The following is a 19,652-nucleotide window of genomic DNA, read 5'->3' as shown; positions in this document are numbered from 1 at the left end:
TCCCTCCGCACGCCAGACACCCTCAATCCAAGGCCGGAGTGGAACCCGGCCCTCCACCCGCACCGGTGACGAGGACACCAAATGGTCGCCGCACGTCGGGGCGGTGAGTCTGGACGTGCCCCACCTCCGGCGGTAGGGTAGAGCGTGTTTTTCCTCGCGCCACTGCTGGCCGGCGTCGCGCTGTTTGCCCTGGCGTACGTGGTGTATGGCCGGCGCATCGCGCTGTGGCTGGGCGTGGACGACACGCGCCCCACCCCATCCCGCACGCACGCGGATGGTGTGGACTTCGTCGCCACGCGGCCGCTGGTGCTGTTTGGGCACCACTTCAGCTCGATCGCGGGTGCGGGCCCGATTGTTGGCCCCGTCATTGCGGCGATGGCGTTCGGATGGGTGCCGGCGCTGGCGTGGATCTTGATCGGTGCGGCGCTGGTGGGTGGTGTGCATGACTTCACCGCGCTGATCGCCAGCATCCGTCACGGCGGACGTTCCATCGCGGACATCAGCCGGCGGTTGATTCACCCGGCCACGCACCGGGCGCTGTTGCTCTTCATTCTCCTTTCGATGATCTACGTGATCATCGTGTTTCTGGACCTGACCGCCTCCAGCTTCGCGCCGGTGGCGCGGGTGGCGGCGGAGCTGCCGGAGAGCGCGCGCGTGACGGTGCGCGAGGGGGGCGCGGTCGCAGCCGCCTCGCTGACGTACATCGCACTGGCGTTGCTCTTCGGCACAGCGATCTACCGGCTGGGTGTGCCGCTCGGCGCCGCAACCGCGGTGTTCGTACCGCTGGTGTTTGCGGCGGTCTACGCCGGGTACCGCTGGCCCGTCACCGCGGACATGGTGCCGGCGTTGGGCGGGTCCGCAAAGCACTTCTGGAGCGCCGTGCTGCTGTTCTACTGCCTGGCGGCCTCCGTGCTGCCGGTCTGGTTGCTGCTGCAGCCGCGCGACTACCTGGCGTCGTTTCTGCTCTACGGCTGTCTCCTCGGCGGTGTCGCAGGCGCAACGGTTTCGGCGCTGCGCGGCAGCGTTGCGGTGGCCTATCCGGCGCTGCTCGGCTGGCGTGACGCGAGCCTCGGCCCGATCTTCCCCGCGCTGTTTGTGACCATCGCCTGCGGCGCGGTGTCGGGGTTCCACTCGATCGTCGCCTCCGGCACCACCGCGAAGCAGCTCGACCGGGAGGGCTCCGCGCGGCCAGTCGGCTACGGGGCGATGCTGGTGGAGGGGATCCTCGCGATTCTCGCGGTGATGACGGTGATGGCGCTGCCGGAGCGCAGCCCAGCGAACCCGGTGCAGATTTTCGCGGGTGGCCTGGGCCGATTCCTGCAGGTGTTCGGATTGCCTGCCTCCGCCGCGACGGTGTTCGGCATGCTCGCGGTCAGCACGTTCCTGCTCACGACGCTCGACACCTGCACCCGTCTGGCGCGCTTCCTTCTGCAGGAGCTGCTGGGACTACGGAGCGGTTCGCTCGGCGTACGGCTGCTCGCGACGGTCTTGGTGCTGGCGATTCCGGTGCTGGTGGTTTTCCGAGAGGTGCCCGGCCCCGGCGGGGTGATGATGCCGGTTTGGAAGGCGATCTGGCCCGCGTTCGGCGCGTCGAACCAGCTGCTCGCCGCGCTCGCGCTGCTGGTGGTGTCCGGCTGGCTGCGCGCGGAAGGGCGGCCCGCCGCCTACGTCTTGACGCCCGCCTTGTTCATGCTCGCGACGACGATGACCGCGCTTGCGCGGCTGGCCTGGAGCAACCTCGCGCGGGACGGGAGCGCGTTCGTCGGTGGCGTGTCGCTGGTGCTGCTGGTGCTAGCGGTGTGGGTGGTGGCGGACCTTGCGCTTCACCGCCGCGTTCGGCCCGCCCTCTAGACTTCCCGGGGTGCGGGCGTGCCCGGGGCGGGAGTCGAACCCGCACTCCTTTCGGAAACGGATTTTAAGTCCGTTGCGTCTGCCGTTCCGCCACCCGGGCACCAACAGCCAGTCTTCACCGGCGCGCCCGAGGGCGCAAGCGCGCGGCGGGGTGCGGCCGCTGGTCAGCCCGCGGCGAGCTTCGCGCGCGCGATCTCGACCAGCGCGCCAAAACCAGCCGGATCCTGCAGCGCAATTTCGGAGAGCATCTTGCGGTTCAGCGCGACGCCGGCCTTCGCCAGCCCCTGGATCAGACGGTTGTAGGTCAGGCCGTGCTGTCGCGCCGCGGCCGACAGACGCGTGATCCACAGCCCGCGGAAGTCGCGCTTCCGCGCGCGGCGGTGCGCGGTGGCCATCGTCATCGAGCGCTCGACCGTTTCCCGCGCAGTGCGGTACAGCCGCGAGCGCGCGCCGTAATAGCCTTCCGCCTGCTTGAGAAAACGCTTCCGACGACGGCGGGAGGCAGGTGCATTGGTGGATCTCATGGACGGGGTCTCCGCAGAGAAATTCGAACGTCAGTGCACGGCGAGCGCCTGCGCGATCCGGCGATAGTCCGCGGGCGACACCAGCCCGCCGCGGCGCAGTTGGCGCTTGCGCTTCCGGGACTTCCCGCTCAGCAGATGCCGCCGGCCGGCCGCGGTACGCCGGAACTTTCCGCCGGCGGTGCGCTTGAACCGCTTCGCAACCGATTTGCGAGTCTTCATCTTCGGCATGGCATCCTGCCTTTCCGCTCGCCACCGCCTCCGAACACCTGCGTCCGGCGCGGTTAAAACACGAACAAGGGCGTCGAGCCTACACCGCTGCACCAGCGCTGTCCAGCCCCTCGGGCAATAGCCCGAGCGTGCGCAGCACCGCCGCCAGTGCGCGCCGGTTCGCCGGCTCCATCGCGCACAGCGGCAGCCGGTACGCCTCCTCGATCCGCCCCATCATTGCCAACGCGGCTTTCACCGGAATCGGGTTCGTCTCGATGAAGAGCGCACCAAACAACGGGTGCAGGCGCAGATGCCGTTCGCGCGCCTCGTCGAACCGGCCGGCGAGCGCCGCCCGCACCATGGCGACGATCTCTGCGGGCACCACGTTGGACGCAACGCTGATCACCCCCCGCGCGCCGACCGCGATCATCGGCAGGGCGAGCGCGTCGTCGCCGGAAAGCACCGCCAAGTCGGTCTCCCGCACCAACCGGCTGACGCGGTCCACGTTGCCCGCCGCCTCTTTGATCCCGATCACGCCCGGATGCCGCGCCAGCTCGAGCGCGACCTCCACGGGGATCTCGCGGCCGGTACGGCCGGGAACGTTGTACAGCACCACCGGCAGCCCCAGCTCGGCAACCGCGGTGAAGTGCGCGATGAGTCCGGCGGACGTCGGGCGGTTATAGTAGGGGGTCACCTGCAACGTCGCATCCGCGCCCGCGTCGCGGGCGAGCCGGGTGAGCTCCAGCGCCTCACTCGTCGCATTCGCCCCGGTGCCCGCAATCACCCGGCAGCGGCCAGCCACCGCGCGGATCGTCGCCTCGACCACCTGCGCGTGTTCTTCCATCGACAACGTCGGCGACTCGCCCGTGGTGCCAACCGGCACCAGGCCGTCCACGCCGGACGCGATCTGCCACTCGATCAGCTCGCGCAGCCGCACCCAGTCCACCGCGCCGTCGCGCGTGAACGGCGTGACGATCGCGGTGTAGGTGCCGCGCAGCTGCGCGCGTGTCAAAGATTGAGAACTCACATCGAACCTCGAATGCCCACGGCGGACCGACGGCGCGGCATTCGCGGACGCCGGCCGGGATGGCAGTGCAGCGGCACCAGCATCGCCGGCGGCGCGTCGAAAAGCAAGTTCCCCGGGGCGCGGTGCGCGCGGTGGCGGCATGAGGTATTGTGCACGCGTGAACCTAGCGCAACTGGCGGTGGGCGCGTTTGTGGTGGGGCTGTCGGGCGCGATGTCGCCGGGGCCGGTGTTCGCGGCGACGGTCGCTGAATCGGTCCGGCGAGGCGCCCGCGCGGGACCACAGATCGTCGCGGGTCACGCGGCGCTCGAAATCATGCTGATCGCGGCGCTGCTGGCCGGTCTGGACCGCTGGCTGCGCCGGGAGGCCGTGCGTACCGCGCTGCTGCTCGGTGGTGGTCTGGCGCTGATTGCACTGGCGGTGCGGATGGCGGCCGACGTGCGCGCGGACCGCTTCGTGTCCTCCCCCAGCCGGATCGCGCCGGCGCCTCCCTCCGCGCTGCATCCGGTGGTTCTGGGTGTGGTGCTGAGTCTCTCGAATCCGTACTGGATCCTCTGGTGGGCCACGATCGGGCTGGCGATGCTCTCCCCCGCGGTCGAACAGGGCTGGCCCAGCGTCGCCGCGGTGTATGCCGGCCACGTCGGCGCGGACTTCGCCTGGTACGGCGCGGTCTCCGCGGCGGTCGCCCGGGGCCGGCGCTGGCTTTCGACCGGCGCGGCGCGGCTGCTCGGGCTGGCCTGCACGGCCGGGATGCTGTGGCTCGGCGGGGTGTTTCTCCACACCGGCGCACGCCGACTGCTCGGCGCGCAATCGGTTTGGTGAGTGAGCGCGGATCGCATATTGTGAAAACCGGAGATGACTGCGATGCACACGTTTGTCACCGCGACGGAATGGCAGGGCGGCGAGCGCTTGGTTACGCGGACCGAAGGCGGACTTTCGCTGGACATCTCGTCGCCGCCGCAGTTCGGCGGGGAGGCGGGTCGATGGACGCCAGAGGACCTGCTGGTCGCCGGCGTCGAGAGCTGCATTCTGCTGACCGCTCTGTACTTCGTTCAGCGCCGGCACATCGGCCTGAAAAGCTGGACCAGCCGCGCGGTCGGCACGATGGAGAAGGGCCCCAGCGGCCTTCGCTTCACCCGCATCGAGGTGCGGATCACCGCGCGCGTTGCGACGGAAGAGGATGTACCGCGCCTGCGGGAGGCAGTGGAACTGGCCGAAAAGTACTGCCCGCTCAGCGCGGCGGTGAACTTCCCGGTCGAGTTCTCGCTCGACTGTGCCGCCCAATGATCCATCGCAGCCAACCGGCGCCGCGCGCCCGAAGCGTAGCGGCGTGGATCGCCGCGGCCGCCGCCGCGGTGCGCACCGCCACCGCCTGGGGGCCGCATGCGGAGATCACCGCCGCCGCGATGGCCCGCATTCCGAGCGAAAGTGCGATCCGCCATCTCCTGGGGCCGGAGTGGGAGACGCTCACGACGTGGTGCTGGCTTCCCGACCGCCGCCGGGCGCTGGGCGAGCGCGCGGGCGAGCTGTTCCACACGGACGATTTTCTGCATCTGCCCGGCGTACCGCCGGACGTCGCCCACACGATGCCCGTGGTGGCCACGACGTGGGCGCCGCATTTTCAGCGCGCGCTGGACGCGCTGAGAATGGAGACGCCGCGGAACGCCGCGCGCTGGGTCGGCACGCTGCTGCACTACGTGCAGGACAGCGGCGCCCCGCCGCACGCATGGCCGCGCGGTCCGCACGGGCCGATGGAAAACTGGGTGCCCGCGGATCGGATCGCGATCCCCGATCATGTGCCGCGAATGCTGTGCGAGCGCGAGACCGATGCGCCGAACGCGTTCGCGTCGGCGATGCGAGTGCACGTCGCCGACGCCGCCGAGCGCGGCCAGCGCATCGAACCCCTTGCCGCGGCCTCGAACCGGCCGGCGGTCGAAGCGATCGCGCTGATCAGCGCCAACGAGTCGGCCAAGCTCAGCGCGGACGTGCTCGAGACGCTGGGCCGGCTAGCGATGCGGCCCCGCTCCGGTCCCGAGGGGGAGCTCTGCGGTCGTCTGCGGGTGCCCGCGGTCATCCCCCGGCCGAAGGTGATGATCGCCGGCCGGCCGTGGTCCACCGTCTGCGACGCGGAGGGCCAGTGGAGCCTGCGCGGCGTGCCAGCCGGAGAATACGAACTGCTTGCGGCGGTGCCGGGATGTCCGCCATGGCGCGCGCGTGCGCGGGTGGGCGACCGTGAGCGGATCGAGGTGGACTTTGCGCCGGCCCCGCCTCTGGGCGAGGGCTCGACCCTGATGAATCCGGACTTCTCGCTGCGGTGGGTGCGGGCGGACGCGCCGGACTACTGGCATCGCCAGAAGGACGCCTGGGAGAGCGAGGCGGTCCCCGTCACAGGCGGGCGAGAGGTGCAGCTGCAGGTCGATTGGGTCGAGGGGACGGACGCGTCGCTGGTGGTGCGCTGGCGTAATACCGGCGCACCCACCGGCGGCCGCACCGCGTCGGAGCCCCCGCTGCGACCGGGCGAATCGCGGCGGCGGCTCGTCGTGCCGGAGTGGGCGGTGTGCGCGCGCATTGATCTGATGATGCGGACCGCGGACCCGACCACCTCCGTCCGGCGCATCGTCTGGACCGCTTCGCGCTGAGATGCCACCGGAGCGCGTGCGAACCTTGAAGCGACCCGCCACGCCGAACGAACGCCGCCGCGTGGAAACCGCGGAGACGCTCGCGCAGCGACAGCGGGAGATCTCGGTGTCGGAATTCTTCCTCAAGAACCGGCATCTGCTGGGTTTCGACAGTCCCCGCCGCGCGCTGCTCACCGCGGTGAAGGAAGCAGTGGACAACTCCCTGGACGCCTGCGAGGAGGCCGGCATCCGGCCCGAAGTGGCGGTGGACATCGAACAGATCGGGCCGACCCGCTTCCGAATCACGGTCACCGACAACGGCCCGGGCATCGTGCGCGCGCAGGTGCCGAAGATCTTCGCGAAGCTGCTCTACGGCTCGAAGTTCCACCGGCTGCGCATGGCGCGGGGGCAGCAGGGCATTGGTATCAGCGCCGCCGGCATGTACGGGCAGCTGACCACCGGCCGCGCAACAGAAATCGTTTCGCGCACCTGCCGCGCCCGCCCCGCGCACCGGATGGAGGTGCTGCTCGACACCCGCGCGAACCGGCCGATCCTGCTGCGGGAGGAGGAGTGCGACTGGCGCCCGACCTTCCCGGACCCGGATCGGCCAGAGGCGCCGGTCGCCTATGACCACGGCACCGCGGTGACCATGGAACTGGAGGCCGCCTACGTGCGAGGGCGGCTTTCGGTGGACGAGTTTCTGCAACAGTGCGCGATCGCGAATCCGCATGCGCAGCTTCACTACCGGCTTCGACTGCGCCCGCGCGGCGAGGAGACTGGCGACGGCACCGATGCGCCCGCTGACACCGCGCCTTCCCCCACCGCAGAAGCCGTCGCGCCGGCGGCCGCGCAGTGGCGGACGTTTCGCCGAGCGGTGGAGGAGATGCCGCCGCCGCCGGCGGAGATTCTGCCCCATCCGCACGGCGTTGAGCTCGGCATGTTGATGCAAATTCTGAAAGACACTCCCGCCCGGACGCTGCGCTCCGCGCTCGCATCGGAGTTCTCGCGCGTGAGCGACCGCACCGCGCTCGAGATCTGCCGGCGCGCGGGTCTGGACCCGGCGGCGCGGCCCGCGCGCATCGCGCACGCGGACGCGGAAACCCTGTACCGCGCTATTCAGAACACGAAGCTCATGCGGCCACCGACCGATTGCCTGGCGCCGATCGGGGAACCCGCGATTGTTGCGGGGTTGCAGAAAGAGATCCGCGCCGATTTCGTCACCGCGGTGAGCCGACCTCCGGCGGTCTACCGCGGGAACCCATTTTTGATCGAGGCCGGTCTCGCCTGGGGTCGGCCCGAGCCGATCGTCGGCGCCGAGGGCGCCGCGGACGAACCCGTGCGGGTGCTGCGGTTTGCCAACCGCGTGCCGCTGCTCTACCAGGCCGGAGCCTGTGCACTCACGCGCGCAGTGATCAGCGTGAACTGGAAGACCTACGGCCTGGCGCAGCCGAAGGGGGCGCTGCCGGTCGGACCCGTGGTGCTGTTGCTCCACATCGCGAGCGTCTGGGTGCCGTTCACCAGCGAAAGCAAGGACGCGGTCGCCGCCTACCCGGAAATCCTGCGCGAGGCGGTGTTCGCGCTACAGGAATGTGGTCGGCGCCTCGCGCAGTTTCTCAGTCGCCGCCGTCGGGAGGAGGAATCACGGCGGAAGCGCGAATACATCGAGACCTACATTCCGCATCTGGCGCGCGGTCTGGCCGCGATTCTCTCGCTCCCCGAGCGCACGGAGGCCGATCTGCGCGTCCGGCTATCGCGCATGCTCAAGCACTCACGTCCCGAGTCATGACCCCCGCCCGGCCATGAGCGAAGCGTTGCCCCCCACCGCGGCCGAACGGTTGGCGCTGCTGGACCGACGTCTGCCGCGCCGCGGTCGCCTCCTGATCGTGCCGCACGACTATCCGGATCCGGACGCGCTGGCCTCCGCCGGCGCGCTGCATCTGCTGCTGGAACGGCGCTGGCACCTGCCCAGTCGCATCGTCTACACCGGCGCGATCGCGCGCGCGGAAAACCGGGAGATGGTGCGGCATTTTCGCCACCGCCTCTGGCCGCTGGAGTCGTTGCATCCGCCGCGGCGCCCGGCTCCGGTACTGCTGGTGGATGCGCGCCCCGGCTCCGGCAACGTCACGCTGGCGCCGTGGATGCGCCCGATCGCGGTGTTTGACCATCATCCCCTCCCGCACCATCCCGCCGCACCGCTGCCGCCGTTTGCGGATATCCGCCCGCATCTGGGCGCGTGCACTTCGATTCTGCATGAATATCTCGAGGCGGCCGGCGTGGAGCCGCCAGCGTGGCTGGCCGCCTGCATGGTCTACGCGATCGAAAGCGAAACGATGGACTTCACCCGCGGGGGCGCACCGGAGGACCGCGCCGCCTATCTTTCACTGCTTCCGCGGGCGAGCCTGCGTCTGCGCGGTCTGATCCGCCACGCGCCGCTCACCGCCGATTACTTTTCGCTGCTGCGCGAGGCGCTCGCGAACGCGCGCGTGTACGGCCACACCGCCTGGTCCCACCTCGCCGCGGTGCCAAACCCCGAGATCGTGCCGGAGATCGCCGACCGTCTCGCGCGGCTCGAGCGGGTGTCGTATGCGTTCTGCACCGCGTTCCGGGAGGACACGCTGCTGGTCTCGATCCGCAGCAACCGCCGGAATGCGCGCTGCGGCGCGATCATCCGCGCGGTGGTCGGCCGGCGCGGCAGCGGCGGCGGACACGACCGCCTGGCGGCCGGCGCAATCCCCGTGCCGGGGCTCGATGCCGCCCAGCGAACCGCACTGCTCGAGCAGATCCGCGCCCAGTTGCTGAAGATGCTGGCACCTCGCGGGCGCGCGCCCGCGGCGCAGGGCGCCGCGCGCGCGCGCGCCCTCGCCGGCGAGCCCTCGTCCCCCTCCACCGCTCCCGCTACGGCGCCGGCAACGCCGGCGCCGACAGGTCCATCGGCCGACCCGGCCACTTCGCCTTGATCTGATCCCGGTAAAACGCGTCGCGGTCCTCCGCCCGGCGCCACTCGGCCACCGTCTCCGCCGCGACTCCCTCGTGCTCGATCACGTCCCCCGAGCGCGTGACCACGGTCAGCCGCTGCGTGTCGGCGTCATAGCGGAAACTGTACAGTTCCGGCGTCAGCAGCCGCTCGAACCGACCCGCCGCCCCCCCGGCCGTCACACACCCCGCGCCCAGCCATAGTGCGGCCAGCACCACCGCGATCGCCGCCGCACGAATGGACCGCCTGCTCATCTTGCGCTCTCCTGTGCCGCCGACAGCGTAGCGCAAACCCATCGCCGCGCACAAACCGTGCATCGTCCTCACCACCTGCTTCAGCGCGTGCGCAGCCATCCCATGCGACGGCGCCACTCCTGCAGCCACGCCTCGCGCCAGCGGCTGACCGTACGCGCCCCCGCATACTCGACCCGCCCCGCCGCCTCACGTCGCGCCGGGTCGGGGTCGTCCACCCAGTGCGGGCGCCCGGGACCCTGCCGTACGAAAGCCCCACCCCAGTGCTCCGCGGTCGGATCTTCGTGCGGCCCGCGCAACAAGTACAGCACCGACGGCGTGTCGCCCATCTTGAGCTCCGGCTTGCTGGCCCAGTACAGCTCACCCAGTGCCCCGCGTCCTCGCACGTACCGCTCCACGAAACCCGCATTGCTCCAGTCGCCCGACTGCGGCCCGCCCACGTAGGCGCCGCGAAAGGTGGTGTCGGTCTCGATCAACCAGAGGTCCGGATGCGACCGCACCACATATTGGCGCGCCGCCGGATCCTGACGGGTGTTCCAGGAACCGATCGCGTATACGCGCAGTGTTCGGGTGATGTCCGGCGCGTCGTGCAGCGCCTGCGCGACATCGGTCAGGCACCCCCAGACCAGCACCCACAGCGGGCGCGGGTCCGGCGCGCGCGCTCTTTCAATGATCCACCGCGATCCCTCCGTCGGGACTGACCAACCCGCCGCGGGCGCGGGATCGGTCGCGCCCTGCTTCACGAGCGCTCGCAACGCGTCTGGCGCCGGAAACCGCTCGGAATACCGCCGCAACCGAGGATGGTCCCGTTCGTACGCGTCCAGCACTTGATGGATGTCCCGCGCGCGGCCTGCTTTCGGTGGGGACGACACCAGCCCCTCCGTATCAAACAGATCGGCATGCACCAGATAGTGAACCAGCGACTGGATGTCGTCGGGGTCATCGCCGCCGATGTCGGTGCAGATGATCACGCGGAAGCGCTCCCCCGCGAGCGCCCCGCCGGTGGGCTGACCGTCGTCGGTCAGCATCGGTGCGGGCCCGGTGAACCTGTCGCGCTGCAGCGAGTCGCGCAGCGTGAGCATCGCACGCCAGAACTCCGCGGTGGCCACGGCCCGGTCGGCTTCGATCAGCTCGATCACGGGGCCGGCGTCGTCGCGGACGAGCTTCACCGCCCCGTCGGGCCGCACGCCATCCGGACGCCAGCGGCGCACCGCGCGCAGATAATCCGGCCGTTTCAGCGCAATGACGGCGGCGCCGTCCACGTCACGTTCGGCCGGCCCGGCGCCGTCCGGATGATGCTTGTCGGCGATCCAGCGAAACAACGGCACCCCGCGCGGAAGCTCCCGGCGGAGGCGCTCCTTCGGCACCTCCGCCGCGGCCGCCACGTTGCGCGGCACTGCCAACACGCGACATCGGGATACGACGATCGTCCACGCCCAGATATCCAACCTCGCGTTCGCATCCGGCTCCGGCACACCAAACATGCCGGCCACAATGAGCCGGGACGCGATCTCGGGAGCACGAATCAACGCGTCCGCGGCCACCGTCAGCGCGCCGCCGGCCACAAACACGAGCGGCTGCTCCGCCGTCGCGCACCGCGCGTGCTCGATCAGCGCGGTGGCGGCCTCCAGGTTCAGCGGGACGGTGTCCTCGATGCGGCCCGAGGGCGGCGTCCGGAACGGCCCGCTGGCGCCAGCGATCGGCGCGGGCACACCTTGCAGTCCGCTTTCTCGCGCCAGTTGCGCGATCCAGACCCGGCCTGTGCGGAGCGCATCAGCGTCGCGCTCGCCACAGGTGATGCTGGTGGAGATCCCCAACAGCGCGAGTTCACCGAGGTGTGCGAGCGCCAAAATGTACTCGTCGGCATAGGCGTCGCGGTGATCGTCGTTGTCATACCACACCGCGCCCGGGCGGCCGAACCACTCCGGAACGGCACCGAGGGATGCGCCAACAAGGCCGATCGCCGCCGCCACGGCGAGCGTTCGGCGGACCATGATCCGCGCGCCCGGGCGCAGGCGGAGCGTCCGCATCATTTCGCTTCACCGCCTGAGCTGGACGCCTCCACGCACTCGATGGCGCCGGCGTCCCGCGCCCGACCGTGCGGCGGCCGGCCAAGCATGTCGCGCCGCGCAGGCCCGTCGAACTGCCAAGTGTAGAGTTCCTCGATCGTCGTGTGCGCGTCCGCGAGTGTGCCCCGCGCAATCCGCAGAAAGTCGACCGTCGCGTCCAGCCAGCCGCCGCCGGGCGTTCCGCCCACGCACAGGTCGCCCTCGTTCGCGAGCGATTCCGGTCCGGGACCCGGCGCGGCCGCATCCGGCCGGCCGTCCAGATAGAGCCGCAGCTGCCGGGCGCTGCGGTCCGCTTCCGCCACCAGATGCCGCCACTGCCCGTCCGCGACGGCGCCACTCGAAACGACCTCTCCCCGGCCCCCCTCCGCGCCCGCAATCGAGAACACCGCTCGGCCGCCGCGCAGTTCCAGTCGGTAGCCCGGCCCCTGCTGCTTGCCCACCACCAGCCCATCGCCTCGGGCCTGCAGCACGACCTCGATCAGCAGGTTGCCGCGGTGAATGTCCGCAGTGCGCAGCTCATCGCCCTCGAACGTGAACGCTCGGCGGGCGGGATCCTGTCCGTGCGCGGGACGCGTCGCGAGATTTGCGGTGAACGGCCGGGCGAGCTGCGCGTGCGGCACCACCGCGTACATTCGGCGGTTCGGATCCAACCGCAACGCCCCCGGCGCATATGTCTCGAGGATGCCTGGCACATAATCCGTCACCGCCCCATGCACCACCCGCAGCGGGTAGGTGGGGCGGTGCCGGTACTCCGTTCGCTCGGTGAGGAAATCCTTCGCGTACCAGTGCTCGTCCGGGATCAGCGATGGATCATCGCCTGCCGGCAGGAAGTGCCACTCGCCGACGACGCCCCAAAGCGACCAGGGCACAAACGCGAGCGCGCCGCCGTCCACCGCGGCCGACGCGGGATTCAGCCGGAAGTCGCCGCGCGCCGGATCGCGCAGCGTCGGCACCGGGTCCATGCGCCCGACGTCCGCCACGCGCGCGCGCGCCGCGACCAACGCGCTGCGGAACTCCTCCAGCGTCCTGAGCCACCGGCCGGAGAGTTCGACCACGCCGAGCTCCGCCACATCGTGAAACACGTTCGCCGCATAAATGTTGAGCTCGTGCTCGATCCGTCCGCCCTCCGCGGCGGCCGCGTGCGCCTCGTTCCCCTGCGCGCGCGTCTTCGCCGGCTCCGCGTGCCGAAACACCCGTTCACTGATCGCTTGCCACACGTTGCCGATGTAGCGGTTGCGGCCCGCCTCGGGCGCCTGGCGACGGGAACCGACGGTGTAGTTCCAGGCGGTGTTGTTCAAGAACAGGTTTTGAAAGCCAATGATCTCCTGAAACGCGGCACAGTTCACCAGCGGCGAGGTAGGATCGTTCGAACGTCCCCAGGCGATGTTGTTGAAAACGTAGTGCTGGAAGCCGCCGTCCAAATAGTACGCATGCCCGAACCCGGCGCTGCGCCCGTGAAACATTCGCTCGCCCTCGCGCTGACCGCGCGCGTCGTGGCTGAGGTTGTTGAAGATGTACACCGGCCCGTGCTGCCAGCTCTCGATGCCGCCGAAGTCGTTCCCGTTCTGCATGGTCTTCCACGCCTTGTTCTGCTGGATCAGCACGCGCACCAGCGGCACCTCCCCGCGCGTCGCGCTCTTTCCACCCACCACGTTGATCGCCTGCGCGCCGGTGCGTTCCACCACGTTGCCGGCGATGTGTGCGCGGCGGGCGTGGTCCAATCCGATCGCGGTGCCTCGTTCGTAGCGGGTGGGTCGGAAACCGATGTGCGTCGCATGGTTGCGGTAGATCGCAACATCGTCGAGCACGCCGACCGGATGGGCGTAGCCCCACCCGGCGCCGTCGCTCAGATGGATCGCCGCGACATCGCAGTTCCGAAACTCGTTGTCCTCGATCACCACCGACCGCACCGCCGTCCCCTCTCGCGTTGCCCGCAGTCGGATCCCCGCCACCAGGTCCTCGAACCGGCAGTTCGCGATGCGCAGGTGCTCCACCTCACCCCAGAACCGAATCGCCGCCGGCTGCGCGTCCGGACGGATCGTGTAGGGCCGCTGGCGGAAGTCCCACGCGACAACGTCCAGATCCCATGCCGGCGTGGTCCATCGGAACTCGAGGCCGGTGATTTCGAGATGGCGCACCACCTCGCCGACCAGGATGTCACTCAGCGCGCCCGCCTCGATTCTCAACGTCCGTGGGTCCGCGCCGCCCGGCGGCCGCAGGTACAGCGTGCTGCCGCCACGCCGCCGAGCCACCCAGAACTCGCCCTCGGGATCGTCGAGATACTGCGGCTTGTCCTCCAGATAGTAGCGCATGCCGCGGAAGATGATTTCCGCGTTGCCGCCCCCGGTCCATCGCTCAAAACGGACCGAGCCATCGGACGGATCGAACGCGCGCACGCGCGAGGGGTAGGGCGTTCCCATCACCCACCCGAACTCCGAATAGATCAGTGCACCGAGCACGAAGTCCGGATCACAGCCTTTCAGGTTCTTCGAATCGTTCGCGCTGAAAGTTTCGCGCGGCTTGAACGGATGGCGGTCGTTCGTCCAGCGGAACCACTGCGCTTTGTGATCCTCCGGCTCGGAGGTCCAGTTCGGATGACGAGCCAGCGGAATACGCCGGGCGCGACCATCGGCCTCGACGACCCAGAGTGTTCTCGGCGCGAAGTCGAGCTCCGCGCGCCACACCGTCTGCGGCTCCGGGATATCGCCGCGGTTCGCGCCGCGCACCCAGTTGGTGACCGGCCGCGATCCGGCGAGGATCGCCGCGCCGCGGCCCCAGCTGGGATCGCGGGTCAGCCGTATCGGTGCGCCGGGCCGGCCCATCTGCCGGACGGTGAGCTGGCCGCGGTAGATCGTCCCGCCCTTAAAGACATAGGTGTCGGCCTCGCGCTCCGCGGCGGCGCGGCCGGTCGCCGACGCATCCCAAGGATGGTGACGCCACGCCCGGTCCGGCGCGTCGCCGGCGAGCGCATCGTCGCCGCTCTCGGGATCGATGAAGCGGACCGTCTCACCCCGTTGAGGGAGGAAGGGCCGCGGCGTCCAGCGGAGGTCGCCGGTCTCGGTGACCTCCGCGAAGTTGGTGCGCCATGCCATGGGCGCGATCGCGTCGGCGCCCGCTTCAGCGGCGCCGAGGAGCGCAGCAGTGATCGCTGCCCGCCAGGCCCGAAGCTCGAGTCTCATTCGTCTCTCCTCGGGTTGATGGGGCGTCGCACCGATCAGACCACTCCCTGAAGCCGCCGTCGGAGCAGATCCAGAGTGAACTGCGCCGCCCACTGGCGAACCAGCTCGCGATCGCCCGGGAAACGGCGAGACCGAGCCAGTGTGGTCTGCGCATCGCACAGCGCCCACCAGACCAGCCCCACCGGCTTCTCTGGCGTGCCGCCGCCGGGGCCGGCGATGCCGCTGGTCGCCAGCGCGTAGTCGGCCGCGAAGCGTTCGCGGGCCGCGAGTGCCATCGCGTGCACGACTGGCTCGCTGACCGCACCATGCTCTCGCAACATCGGCTCCGGCACGCCCAGCCAGTGGGTTTTCACGTCGTTCGCGTAGGCGACCACCCCGCCGCGGAACCACTGCGAACTGCCGGGCACCGAGGTCAGCCGTTGCATGATCAGCCCACCGGTGCACGACTCCGCGACCGCGAGCGTTGCGCCGCGGCTCAGCAGTTCGCGCGCCACTACGGCGGCGAGATCCTCGCGCTGCCGCGAGTAAACGTGCTCGCCGAGGATCTCCTCCAGTTGCCGTGCCAGCGCGGCCAGCCGCGACGCGTCCGCCGCAGTGCCGGTCAGCCGCACTTCGAGCTGCCCGGGCGCCGCGCAGTAGGCCAGCTCGAACGGCCGCGGATCAAATCCCGCCGCCTGCAGGCGTTCGATCACGTCCGACTCGCCCAGCCCGCAGATCATTCGCACTTCCTCGACCACCGGTTCCGCGCCCGCATGCTCGCGCAGCCAGCGCAACACCTGACCGTTCAGCAGCGCCTCAAACTCGCGCGGCGGGCCGGGCAGCAGAAACAGCGTCCGCCCGTCCGGCAGCGTCAGCCGTTCCCCGGGCGCCGCGCCGACGGGATTGGGCAACACTTCCGCACCCTCCAGCACCAGCGCCTGCCGCCGGCGCGATTCGGTGAGCGTCTGCCCGTAGCGCTCGCACCGCTCGCGAATCCGTTCGAGCGAGGGCTCGTCCAACCGCAGATCCGCGCCGAGCAGCTCCGCGACCGCTTCGCGCGTGACGTCGTCCTCCGTCGGCCCCAGTCCGCCGGTGACAACGACGACCGTCGCGCGCGCGAGCGCCCCGCGCACCGCGTCCGCAATCGCGGCGCGATCGTCCGGCACAGAGGTCTCGCGCGTGAGTCGCAGCCCGAGCGGCGCCAGCGCGTGCGCCAGCCGCTGCGCATGAGTGTTCACAGTGCGACCGCTGAGCAGTTCCGCGCCGGTTGCGACCAGTTCCACGCCCGCCATGCGGCGCAGCATAGCGAAACTGCATCGTCCCGCCAGTCCCGGCGCCCGTTCAGCGCGGGGCATCGCGCCAGCGGCGGATGTACTCCTCCACATCGAACTTCCGGTGCAGACCCGCGGCGCTCATATAGCGCACCGTCCCGAACACCGGCCGCTCCGCCCACGGGCGATCGTGCTTGCCGAAGCACCACGCGACACCGGCGCAGGAGTTCGGATCGCGGCCGTCCAGCTCGTAGCGATCGTTCAAGCGCAGCGCGATCGCGAACGCTTCCTCTGGCGACCGGCTCCACTCGAGGATCTTCTTGCCCCAGTACATACGCATGTAGTTGTGCATCTTCCCGGTGATCACCATCTCGCGCTGCGCGGCGTTCCAGGCCGGATCGTGCGTCGCAGCAGCCTCCCATTGCTCGAGCGTGTACACATGCGGGCGTGGGTCGCCGGCGTGCGCGGCGAGTGTCGCGCGCGCCCAGGCGGGCAGCGCGTCGTAGTGCTGGCAGCGCGGGTTGTAGCGCGCGAAATTCATCGAAAGCTCGCGCCGGACGATGAGCTCTTCCAAGAATGCCTCTTTCGCCGCGCGGGGGGCCTCCGCCTCGAGCACCGCCCTCGCGACCTCCACCGGCGAAATCTGCCCGAAATGCAGATAGGGGCTTAGCTCCGACTGTGCGCCCGCGGTCGGGTCGTTGCGCAGCTCCGGGTAAACGCCGAGGTGGGCCGCGATGAACCGCCGCAGCCGTCGCCGCGCCTCCGAAGTGCCGCCATGAAAGATGGTGGAGGGCGCAACGGAACCGTCCACCCGAAGCCGTCGCAGCAGGTCCCCAGTGTTCGTCCACACCTCCCCCACCGGCGCCGCATCGCAGCGCACCGCCACTTCCGGCTCCGCGAACGGGGTCAAGAACCTGGCGCGATGCCGGTGGATCTTTGGCCGAAGCGTGCGCGCGGCGTACTCCTCGTGATCCGAGGCGGTCTCCACCGGCACCACGACATCGCCCTCGACCTGCTCGAGCCGCACGTGCACCCGCGCCGCGAGCTCGCGCCGCCACGCAACCTGCACCGGCATGTACCCACGATCGGTGACGACCAGCACGGCCTCCGAAGCGAGCGCCGCAATCACCTCCGGAGGATCCCCGATCCGCAACACCCAGCCGATGCCCCGCGTCTGGAGCGTGCGACGAACCTCCTCGAGGCCTTCGAGCATGAAACAGTAGTGCCGCGCATTCGCATCTGGGTACGACGGCGTCAGCGCAAAGCCGACAACGACTGGGCGCCGGAAGCGGTTCGCATGCTCGATGGCGCGCGCCAGCGCCGGATTCCACTCCGCGCGTTGCGACTGCTGCATCCAATACAGCACATACCGGCCGTCCGGTCGCTCTGGCGCCGGATTCAACACCGCCACCCGTTCAGGCTCCACCATCGCCGGTGCCCTCCGCGGGGACCGCGCGCGAGCGGAGCACGCCGTCATCGCCACGCGCCACCGCGATCGCAAACTCGTACCGGTCGAGATCGAGCGCAATCTCGAGGTCCTCCGCCGCAAACCACGGCCGCGCCGGATCCCCGAACTTGCGTGCCTCCGGGGATGCCCGCAGGCGCCGCACCAGCTGGCGCCCGTCCACCCGGCGCCCCTCCAACCGCGCCGCGAGCGCGCGCGCACACAACTCATCCTCCGCGGTCCGCTCGCGTCCCGCCCACCCCATCGCGACGATCGTCACCATCTCGGGTGCCATTGCTCGAAGAGCGCACGCGGTCGCCTCCAGGGTCACCAGCGCCGCGCCCCACAGCCGTCGGGCGCTCGGCGCCGCCGCGGCCAGCCCGGCCGCCCCCGCGCGCGTAGAGAGGACCACCCGCCGCCCCACCACCGGGGCGCGCAACAGCTCGGCCGGCGAGTTGCCGTGGTCGAACCCCGGCGGCGGGCGGCCCTCCACCTCCCCCGCGCACACGTCCACCCGCCCCGTCGCGCGCCAGCGCAGCGCCTCGGCGACGTCCGGCGTCCAGAGCAGTTCCGCAACGCCACGCGCCAGCAGCACCGCCGCAGACGTCATCGCGCGGAACACGTCCACAATCACCACGTCACCGCGGGCGGCTGCCGCCCCCTCCAGACCTCTGGCCAACCGGACAATCACCGCGCGTACGGACCGGCGGCCCATTCGTGTCCAAAGGTTGGACGCACCCTCCCTTGTGCCGTCCAATCTTCGGAACCGTGCTGGCGCGGTGCGCTCAAAGCTGACCTGTCGCTTCCTCCAGCCGTTGCCACTCGTCAAGATACCGCTCCGCCCATTCCCCGTCCGGCTGCTCGGCGAGGTTCATCAGCATCTCGCGCACCAGCTCCTGCTCCAGCTCGTACTGGTCGCGGTCGAACAGACCGCCCACGAAGGCCATCCGCAACCAGAGCAGGTACGTCGAGATCGCGTCGCAACAGTTGTACCGGATCACTGCCGGCCACTGACCGGCCAGCCACAGGTGCGCGACCTGCGGGCCCTCCGCGTCGAACTTGCCGGGGATGCCACACTGTACGGCGATTTCGTGCAGCGAGGGTGTGGCGGCGCGACTTCCCCCGCCGAGCGTCTCTAGCAGGTCCACGTTCCAGGGGTTTTGATTGAACCGCGCGAGATAATCCGGCTCCTCGTCCCACGGTTTCTGCGGCCGGCGACAGAACTCCGGCAACGGCAGGCCGTGCACCACCGCGCGCTGCAGCAACACCCGCAAGTCCGACCCTTGCGAATTGAAGCCGACCAGCTGCGGCCGGTGCCGACCCACCGCCTCGAGAAACTTGCGCAGCATGTCCGGCTCGGCCGCCTGCGCCGGGTCTTCGGGCTGGCGCGGCAACCACAGTAGCGTGACCGCGGGGTCCGCGCCCTTCTTCACCCGCCGCTCGACCACCGCGATGCTGACCAGCCGGCAGAGAGCATACTTCAGAAACGGAAACGGATTCTCATCGGTCGCGCCATTCCGGCGCCACATCTCGGCGAGCACCTCCGCATCGGTCGCGGTGGACGCCAATCCGTACAGCAGCCGGCCGGCAGCCGGATCGGGCACCCACTCGCAATCAAACACCCACACGACATCGCGGATCTTCGGCAGCATTACCGGTCGGTTTCCGCTCCTGTTATGCCGGAGCCCCCCCCTCCTCCGCAATCCTTGCCGACCTGGCTGAGCCCACTTGGCCCGGCCGCAAATCGGGCGTACAGTGATCCCGGAGGCATTCGGCAATGTCTGGCGCACGAACCAGCCGCGTGGGGTTCGCAGCAGTGACGCTGCTGGCGCTGCTGCTGGCGGGCGGCTGCGAGGAGCGAGACTACGACCACACCCCGCCCGCCGGCTACGGCAGCCTGATTCTCGACAACTTCACCGGCGACCGCATCCGGGTGTACATCAACGGCGGCGACGCCGGCCTGCTCGACCGCTACGACGATGCCGCCTGGGACCTGCGCCCCGGTCTGCACCGGGTCGTACTCGACCAGCGCGAGGGCCCGCGCCACGCGGCATGGGACGTGGATGTGGTCACCGCCCGGCTCACCGTGATCCGGGTGCGGGTCTCGGATTGGGACTGGCGAGAGTACGACGGCGAGTTCTCGATTCGCTCGCCCTGACGGACCCCGGTTCCCCGCACCGTCTCCGGAGTCCGGCGTCCGCGTGCACCATCATCACCCCATGTCGGGTGTCCACCACGTCGCCCGCCCGCCGCCTTCGTG

The 19,652-nt window shown here is 70.2% G+C and carries 17 protein-coding genes and 1 tRNA gene; 7 read left to right on the top strand and 11 right to left on the bottom strand.

From position 1 onward, the window contains the following. The first annotated feature begins 144 nt into the window (after positions 1 to 144). On the top strand, positions 145 to 1,851 hold the full coding sequence (locus tag N2652_03660) for a carbon starvation protein A (GenBank protein ID MCX7818292.1): 1,707 nt from the start codon (positions 145 to 147) through the stop codon (positions 1,849 to 1,851). 19 nt (positions 1,852 to 1,870) lie between these two features. Here N2652_03660 and N2652_03655 read toward each other — a convergent pair. The 4 genes from N2652_03655 to dapA form a co-directional block, all read right to left on the bottom strand. Further along, positions 1,871 to 1,951: transfer RNA gene (locus tag N2652_03655), tRNA-Leu, on the bottom strand. 64 nt (positions 1,952 to 2,015) lie between these two features. After that, positions 2,016 to 2,375 carry a 50S ribosomal protein L20 gene (gene rplT, locus N2652_03650; GenBank protein ID MCX7818291.1) on the bottom strand — a complete coding sequence of 120 codons (360 nt, stop codon included), beginning with the start codon at positions 2,373 to 2,375 and terminating at the stop codon, positions 2,016 to 2,018. A gap of 30 nt (positions 2,376 to 2,405) precedes the next feature. Continuing rightward, positions 2,406 to 2,603 (bottom strand): 50S ribosomal protein L35, encoded by a 198-nt coding sequence (rpmI, locus tag N2652_03645; GenBank protein ID MCX7818290.1) that lies wholly within the window; start codon positions 2,601 to 2,603, stop codon positions 2,406 to 2,408. A gap of 79 nt (positions 2,604 to 2,682) precedes the next feature. Beyond that, positions 2,683 to 3,609, bottom strand: a complete 927-nt coding sequence (gene dapA, locus N2652_03640; GenBank protein MCX7818289.1) for a 4-hydroxy-tetrahydrodipicolinate synthase — start codon at positions 3,607 to 3,609, stop codon at positions 2,683 to 2,685. Positions 3,610 to 3,766: 157 nt separating this feature from the next. Here dapA and N2652_03635 point away from each other — a divergent pair, with 157 nt between their 5' ends. The 5 genes from N2652_03635 to N2652_03615 are packed head-to-tail and all read left to right on the top strand — an operon-like array spanning position 3,767 to position 9,182. Continuing rightward, entirely contained in the window at positions 3,767 to 4,429 is a 663-nt protein-coding gene (locus N2652_03635) for a LysE family translocator (GenBank protein ID MCX7818288.1), read from the top strand. Between the two features lie 33 nt (positions 4,430 to 4,462). Next, complete coding sequence (locus N2652_03630) at positions 4,463 to 4,894, top strand: OsmC family protein (GenBank protein MCX7818287.1); 432 nt, start codon at positions 4,463 to 4,465, stop codon at positions 4,892 to 4,894. Continuing rightward, complete coding sequence (locus N2652_03625) at positions 4,891 to 6,246, top strand: hypothetical protein (protein ID MCX7818286.1); 1,356 nt, start codon at positions 4,891 to 4,893, stop codon at positions 6,244 to 6,246. Before N2652_03630 ends, N2652_03625 begins: the two co-directional genes overlap by 4 nt. A gap of 25 nt (positions 6,247 to 6,271) precedes the next feature. Next, a complete protein-coding gene (locus tag N2652_03620; GenBank protein ID MCX7818285.1) occupies positions 6,272 to 8,011 on the top strand; it encodes a DNA topoisomerase VI subunit B in 1,740 nt (579 codons plus the stop codon). Positions 8,012 to 8,024: 13 nt separating this feature from the next. Beyond that, positions 8,025 to 9,182: a DHHA1 domain-containing protein gene (locus N2652_03615; GenBank protein MCX7818284.1), complete on the top strand. Its 1,158-nt coding sequence runs from the start codon at positions 8,025 to 8,027 to the stop codon at positions 9,180 to 9,182. Here N2652_03615 and N2652_03610 read toward each other — a convergent pair. From N2652_03610 to N2652_03580, 7 genes are all read right to left on the bottom strand, one after another. After that, on the bottom strand, positions 9,121 to 9,453 hold the full coding sequence (locus N2652_03610) for a KTSC domain-containing protein (GenBank protein MCX7818283.1): 333 nt from the start codon (positions 9,451 to 9,453) through the stop codon (positions 9,121 to 9,123). The two genes, N2652_03615 and N2652_03610, sit on opposite strands and share 62 nt — an antisense overlap. Positions 9,454 to 9,533: 80 nt before the next feature. Continuing rightward, positions 9,534 to 11,483 carry a DUF1593 domain-containing protein gene (locus N2652_03605; GenBank protein MCX7818282.1) on the bottom strand — a complete coding sequence of 650 codons (1,950 nt, stop codon included), beginning with the start codon at positions 11,481 to 11,483 and terminating at the stop codon, positions 9,534 to 9,536. Further along, positions 11,480 to 14,698, bottom strand: a complete 3,219-nt coding sequence (locus N2652_03600) for a LamG domain-containing protein (GenBank protein ID MCX7818281.1) — start codon at positions 14,696 to 14,698, stop codon at positions 11,480 to 11,482. The genes N2652_03605 and N2652_03600 overlap by 4 nt, the downstream gene beginning before the upstream one ends. A gap of 35 nt (positions 14,699 to 14,733) precedes the next feature. Further along, positions 14,734 to 16,032, bottom strand: a complete 1,299-nt coding sequence (locus N2652_03595) for a competence/damage-inducible protein A (GenBank protein MCX7818280.1) — start codon at positions 16,030 to 16,032, stop codon at positions 14,734 to 14,736. Beyond that, a complete protein-coding gene (locus N2652_03590) occupies positions 16,019 to 17,377 on the bottom strand; it encodes a deoxyribodipyrimidine photo-lyase (GenBank protein ID MCX7818279.1) in 1,359 nt (452 codons plus the stop codon). Before N2652_03590 ends, N2652_03595 begins: the two co-directional genes overlap by 14 nt. Beyond that, positions 17,364 to 18,107 (bottom strand): 2-phosphosulfolactate phosphatase, encoded by a 744-nt coding sequence (locus tag N2652_03585; protein MCX7818278.1) that lies wholly within the window; start codon positions 18,105 to 18,107, stop codon positions 17,364 to 17,366. The genes N2652_03590 and N2652_03585 overlap by 14 nt, the downstream gene beginning before the upstream one ends. A 70-nt stretch (positions 18,108 to 18,177) precedes the next feature. Beyond that, positions 18,178 to 19,044 (bottom strand): 3'-5' exonuclease, encoded by an 867-nt coding sequence (locus N2652_03580; protein ID MCX7818277.1) that lies wholly within the window; start codon positions 19,042 to 19,044, stop codon positions 18,178 to 18,180. 125 nt (positions 19,045 to 19,169) lie between these two features. Here N2652_03580 and N2652_03575 point away from each other — a divergent pair, with 125 nt between their 5' ends. Next, entirely contained in the window at positions 19,170 to 19,550 is a 381-nt protein-coding gene (locus N2652_03575; protein ID MCX7818276.1) for a hypothetical protein, read from the top strand. Positions 19,551 to 19,652 lie beyond the last annotated feature (102 nt).

Source organism: Kiritimatiellia bacterium (assembly GCA_026417735.1).
In the GTDB taxonomy this organism is placed as follows: domain Bacteria; phylum Verrucomicrobiota; class Kiritimatiellia; order PWTM01; family PWTM01; genus CAACVY01.
Note: the sequence above shows the minus strand (reverse complement) of the source record. Positions and strands in the feature narration are given on the sequence as shown.